We start from the raw sequence: 5,722 nt of genomic DNA, 5'->3' as shown, positions 1-5,722 counted from the left end.
AACCGGGGCTAATACCGGATGCTTGTTTGAACCGCATGGTTCAGACATAAAAGGTGGCTTCGGCTACCACTTACAGATGGGCCCGCGGCGCATTAGCTAGTTGGTGAGGTAACGGCTCACCAAGGCAACGATGCGTAGCCGACCTGAGAGGGTGATCGGCCACACTGGGACTGAGACACGGCCCAGACTCCTACGGGAGGCAGCAGTAGGGAATCTTCCGCAATGGACGAAAGTCTGACGGAGCAACGCCGCGTGAGTGATGAAGGCTTTCGGGTCGTAAAGCTCTGTTGTTAGGGAAGAACAAGTACCAGAGTAACTGCTGGTACCTTGACGGTACCTAACCAGAAAGCCACGGCTAACTACGTGCCAGCAGCCGCGGTAATACGTAGGTGGCAAGCGTTGTCCGGAATTATTGGGCGTAAAGCGCGCGCAGGCGGTTTCTTAAGTCTGATGTGAAAGCCCACGGCTCAACCGTGGAGGGTCATTGGAAACTGGGGAACTTGAGTGCAGAAGAGAAAAGCGGAATTCCACGTGTAGCGGTGAAATGCGTAGAGATGTGGAGGAACACCAGTGGCGAAGGCGGCTCTCTGGTCTGTAACTGACGCTGAGGAGCGAAAGCGTGGGGAGCGAACAGGATTAGATACCCTGGTAGTCCACGCCGTAAACGATGAGTGCTAAGTGTTAGGGGGTTTCCGCCCCTTAGTGCTGCAGCTAACGCATTAAGCACTCCGCCTGGGGAGTACGGCCGCAAGGCTGAAACTCAAAGGAATTGACGGGGGCCCGCACAAGCGGTGGAGCATGTGGTTTAATTCGAAGCAACGCGAAGAACCTTACCAGGTCTTGACATCCTCTGACAACCCTAGAGATAGAGCGTTCCCCTTCGGGGGACAGAGTGACAGGTGGTGCATGGTTGTCGTCAGCTCGTGTCGTGAGATGTTGGGTTAAGTCCCGCAACGAGCGCAACCCTTGATCTTAGTTGCCAGCATTCAGTTGGGCACTCTAAGGTGACTGCCGGTGACAAACCGGAGGAAGGTGGGGATGACGTCAAATCATCATGCCCCTTATGACCTGGGCTACACACGTGCTACAATGGATGGTACAAAGGGCTGCAAGACCGCGAGGTCAAGCCAATCCCATAAAACCATTCTCAGTTCGGATTGTAGGCTGCAACTCGCCTACATGAAGCTGGAATCGCTAGTAATCGCGGATCAGCATGCCGCGGTGAATACGTTCCCGGGCCTTGTACACACCGCCCGTCACACCACGAGAGTTTGTAACACCCGAAGTCGGTGGAGTAACCTTTTAGGAGCCAGCCGCCTAAGGTGGGACAGATGATTGGGGTGAAGTCGTAACAAGGTAGCCGTATCGGAAGGTGCGGCTGGATCACCTCCTTTCTAAGGATTTTTACATGACGTACGTTTTGACACTTTGTTCAGTTTTGAGAGTTCAATCTCTCAATTATAGAAAGCACACTACTTTCTTCTTATCTAATAAGAAGAATTTTGGTTGCGATTGTTCTTTGAAAACTAGATAACAGTAATTGCTGAGGAAAAGTGAAACTTTTCTTTAATCAAACCAATAAATAACACAACAGTATGTTGTACCATTTATTCGCTAATGGTTAAGTTAGAAAGGGCGCACGGTGAATGCCTTGGCACTAGGAGCCGATGAAGGACGGGACTAACACCGATATGCTTCGGGGAGCTGTAAGTGAGCTTTGATCCGGAGATTTCCGAATGGGGAAACCCACTGTTCGTAATGGAACAGTATCTTTATCTGAATACATAGGATATTGAAGGCAGACCCGGGGAACTGAAACATCTAAGTACCCGGAGGAAGAGAAAGCAAATGCGATTTCCTGAGTAGCGGCGAGCGAAACGGAATTAGCCCAAACCAAGAGGCTTGCCTCTTGGGGTTGTAGGACACTCTATACGGAGTTACAAAGGAACGAAGTAAATGAAGCGACCTGGAAAGGTCCGTCGAAGAAGGTAACAACCCTGTAGTTGAAACTTCGTTCCCTCTTGAGTGGATCCTGAGTACGGCGGAACACGTGAAATTCCGTCGGAAGCTGGGAGGACCATCTCCCAAGGCTAAATACTACCTAGTGACCGATAGTGAACCAGTACCGTGAGGGAAAGGTGAAAAGCACCCCGGAAGGGGAGTGAAAGAGATCCTGAAACCGTGTGCCTACAAGTAGTCAGAGCCCGTTAACGGGTGATGGCGTGCCTTTTGTAGAATGAACCGGCGAGTTACGATCCCGTGCAAGGTTAAGCTGAAGAGGCGGAGCCGCAGCGAAAGCGAGTCTGAATAGGGCGTTTAGTATGTGGTCGTAGACCCGAAACCAGGTGATCTACCCATGTCCAGGGTGAAGTTCAGGTAACACTGAATGGAGGCCCGAACCCACGCACGTTGAAAAGTGCGGGGATGAGGTGTGGGTAGCGGAGAAATTCCAATCGAACCTGGAGATAGCTGGTTCTCTCCGAAATAGCTTTAGGGCTAGCCTCAAGTGTAAGAGTCTTGGAGGTAGAGCACTGATTGGACTAGGGGCCCCCATCGGGTTACCGAATTCAGTCAAACTCCGAATGCCAATGACTTATCCTTGGGAGTCAGACTGCGAGTGATAAGATCCGTAGTCGAAAGGGAAACAGCCCAGACCGCCAGCTAAGGTCCCAAAGTATACGTTAAGTGGAAAAGGATGTGGAGTTGCTTAGACAACCAGGATGTTGGCTTAGAAGCAGCCACCATTTAAAGAGTGCGTAATAGCTCACTGGTCGAGTGACTCTGCGCCGAAAATGTACCGGGGCTAAACGTATCACCGAAGCTGCGGACTGTTCTTCGAACAGTGGTAGGAGAGCGTTCTAAGGGCTGTGAAGCAAGACCGGAAGGACTGGTGGAGCGCTTAGAAGTGAGAATGCCGGTATGAGTAGCGAAAGAGGGGTGAGAATCCCCTCCACCGAATGCCTAAGGTTTCCTGAGGAAGGCTCGTCCGCTCAGGGTTAGTCGGGACCTAAGCCGAGGCCGAAAGGCGTAGGCGATGGATAACAGGTTGATATTCCTGTACCACCTCCTCACCATTTGAGCAATGGGGGGACGCAGGAGGATAGGGTAAGCGCGGTATTGGATATCCGCGTCCAAGCAGTTAGGCTGGGAAATAGGCAAATCCGTTTCCCGTGAAGGCTGAGCTGTGATGGCGAGCGAATTATAGTAGCGAAGTTCCTGATTCCACACTGCCAAGAAAAGCCTCTAGCGAGGTGAGAGGTGCCCGTACCGCAAACCGACACAGGTAGGCGAGGAGAGAATCCTAAGGTGATCGAGAGAACTCTCGTTAAGGAACTCGGCAAAATGACCCCGTAACTTCGGGAGAAGGGGTGCTCTGTTAGGGTGTAAGCCCGAGAGAGCCGCAGTGAATAGGCCCAGGCGACTGTTTAGCAAAAACACAGGTCTCTGCGAAGCCGTAAGGCGAAGTATAGGGGCTGACGCCTGCCCGGTGCTGGAAGGTTAAGAGGAGCGCTTAGCGTAAGCGAAGGTGCGAATTGAAGCCCCAGTAAACGGCGGCCGTAACTATAACGGTCCTAAGGTAGCGAAATTCCTTGTCGGGTAAGTTCCGACCCGCACGAAAGGCGTAACGATCTGGGCACTGTCTCAACGAGAGACTCGGTGAAATTATAGTACCTGTGAAGATGCAGGTTACCCGCGACAGGACGGAAAGACCCCGTGGAGCTTTACTGTAGCCTGATATTGAATTTTGGTACAGCTTGTACAGGATAGGTAGGAGCCTGAGAAACCGGAGCGCTAGCTTCGGTGGAGGCGTCGGTGGGATACTACCCTGGCTGTATTGAAATTCTAACCCGCGGCCCTTATCGGGCGGGGAGACAGTGTCAGGTGGGCAGTTTGACTGGGGCGGTCGCCTCCTAAAATGTAACGGAGGCGCCCAAAGGTTCCCTCAGAATGGTTGGAAATCATTCGTAGAGTGTAAAGGCACAAGGGAGCTTGACTGCGAGACCTACAAGTCGAGCAGGGACGAAAGTCGGGCTTAGTGATCCGGTGGTTCCGCATGGAAGGGCCATCGCTCAACGGATAAAAGCTACCCCGGGGATAACAGGCTTATCTCCCCCAAGAGTCCACATCGACGGGGAGGTTTGGCACCTCGATGTCGGCTCATCGCATCCTGGGGCTGTAGTCGGTCCCAAGGGTTGGGCTGTTCGCCCATTAAAGCGGTACGCGAGCTGGGTTCAGAACGTCGTGAGACAGTTCGGTCCCTATCCGTCGTGGGCGTAGGAAATTTGAGAGGAGCTGTCCTTAGTACGAGAGGACCGGGATGGACGCACCGCTGGTGTACCAGTTGTTCTGCCAAGGGCATCGCTGGGTAGCTATGTGCGGACGGGATAAGTGCTGAAAGCATCTAAGCATGAAGCCCCCCTCAAGATGAGATTTCCCATTCCGCAAGGAAGTAAGATCCCTGAAAGATGATCAGGTTGATAGGTCTGAGGTGGAAGTGTGGCGACACATGGAGCTGACAGATACTAATCGATCGAGGACTTAACCAATTTGAATGTATGCTTACTGTTATCTAGTTTTGAGAGAACACTCTCAATGGTTTGGTGGCGATAGCGAAGAGGTCACACCCGTTCCCATACCGAACACGGAAGTTAAGCTCTTCAGCGCCGATGGTAGTTGGGACTTTGTCCCTGTGAGAGTAGGACGTTGCCAGGCTGTTATTATTCCACAGTAGCTCAGTGGTAGAGCTATCGGCTGTTAACCGATCGGTCGTAGGTTCGAGTCCTACCTGTGGAGCCATACGGAGAAGTACTCAAGTGGCTGAAGAGGCGCCCCTGCTAAGGGTGTAGGTCGCGTAAGCGGCGCGAGGGTTCAAATCCCTCCTTCTCCGCCAGCTACATTATTTCATTAAGGCCCGTTGGTCAAGCGGTTAAGACACCGCCCTTTCACGGCGGTAACACGGGTTCGAATCCCGTACGGGTCACCATTTAGACAACATATTGGAGGATTAGCTCAGCTGGGAGAGCATCTGCCTTACAAGCAGAGGGTCGGCGGTTCGATCCCGTCATCCTCCACCATTCCTATCATACATAAGTTGGCGTATTAAGCCGGTGTAGCTCAATTGGTAGAGCAACTGACTTGTAATCAGTAGGTTGGGGGTTCAAGTCCTCTTGCCGGCACCATTTTTGGACAAGATAATAACATAAGTCTTTTAAAAAGAGCCATTAGCTCAGTTGGTAGAGCATCTGACTTTTAATCAGAGGGTCGAAGGTTCGAGTCCTTCATGGCTCACCATGTTTTTCTTGCGGATGTGGCGGAATTGGCAGACGCGCTAGACTTAGGATCTAGTGTCTTATGACGTGGGGGTTCAAGTCCCTTCATCCGCACCATTTTAGGAAGCGCCCGTAGCTCAATTGGATAGAGCGTTTGACTACGGATCAAAAGGTTAGGGGTTCGACTCCTCTCGGGCGCGCCATTTACGGGAAGTAGCTCAGCTTGGTAGAGCACCTGGTTTGGGACCATGGGGTCGCAGGTTCGAATCCTGTCTTCCCGATAATTTTGGGGCCTTAGCTCAGCTGGGAGAGCGCCTGCCTTGCACGCAGGAGGTCAGCGGTTCGATCCCGCTAGGCTCCACCAATTGTTCTTTGAAAACTAGATAACAGTAATTGCTGAGGAAAAGTGAAACTTTTCTTTAATCAAACCAATAAATAACACAACAGTATGT

10 tRNA genes and 3 rRNA genes are annotated in these 5,722 nt (G+C 51.9%); all 13 read left to right on the top strand.

Features of this window, described 5'->3' with window-relative positions:
- Positions 1-1,394: ribosomal RNA gene (locus tag ACFVNO_RS31015) — 16S ribosomal RNA — on the top strand; the annotation flags it as partial.
- Positions 1,395-1,619: 225 nt separating this feature from the next.
- Positions 1,620-4,547 (top strand): 23S ribosomal RNA (locus ACFVNO_RS31010).
- A gap of 50 nt (positions 4,548-4,597) precedes the next feature.
- A 5S ribosomal RNA gene (rrf, locus tag ACFVNO_RS31005) occupies positions 4,598-4,713 on the top strand.
- Positions 4,714-4,722: 9 nt separating this feature from the next.
- Positions 4,723-4,797, top strand: a tRNA-Asn gene (locus tag ACFVNO_RS31000).
- Between the two features lie 3 nt (positions 4,798-4,800).
- A tRNA-Ser gene (locus tag ACFVNO_RS30995) sits at positions 4,801-4,891 on the top strand.
- An 18-nt stretch (positions 4,892-4,909) separates the two neighbouring features.
- Positions 4,910-4,984: transfer RNA gene (locus ACFVNO_RS30990), tRNA-Glu, on the top strand.
- Positions 4,985-4,999: 15 nt separating this feature from the next.
- Positions 5,000-5,075 (top strand) — tRNA-Val (locus tag ACFVNO_RS30985).
- Between the two features lie 29 nt (positions 5,076-5,104).
- Positions 5,105-5,180: transfer RNA gene (locus ACFVNO_RS30980), tRNA-Thr, on the top strand.
- Between the two features lie 36 nt (positions 5,181-5,216).
- A tRNA-Lys gene (locus ACFVNO_RS30975) sits at positions 5,217-5,292 on the top strand.
- Between the two features lie 10 nt (positions 5,293-5,302).
- Positions 5,303-5,387: transfer RNA gene (locus ACFVNO_RS30970), tRNA-Leu, on the top strand.
- A gap of 9 nt (positions 5,388-5,396) precedes the next feature.
- Positions 5,397-5,473 (top strand) — tRNA-Arg (locus ACFVNO_RS30965).
- 4 nt (positions 5,474-5,477) lie between these two features.
- Positions 5,478-5,551: transfer RNA gene (locus ACFVNO_RS30960), tRNA-Pro, on the top strand.
- Between the two features lie 7 nt (positions 5,552-5,558).
- Positions 5,559-5,634, top strand: a tRNA-Ala gene (locus ACFVNO_RS30955).
- Positions 5,635-5,722: the final 88 nt, after the last annotated feature.

The sequence above is a fragment of the Nocardiopsis sp. NPDC057823 genome (assembly GCF_042797335.1).
GTDB lineage: Bacteria > Actinomycetota > Actinomycetes > Streptosporangiales > Streptosporangiaceae > Nocardiopsis > Nocardiopsis changdeensis.
This window is presented reverse-complemented; position numbering and strand designations above follow the sequence as displayed.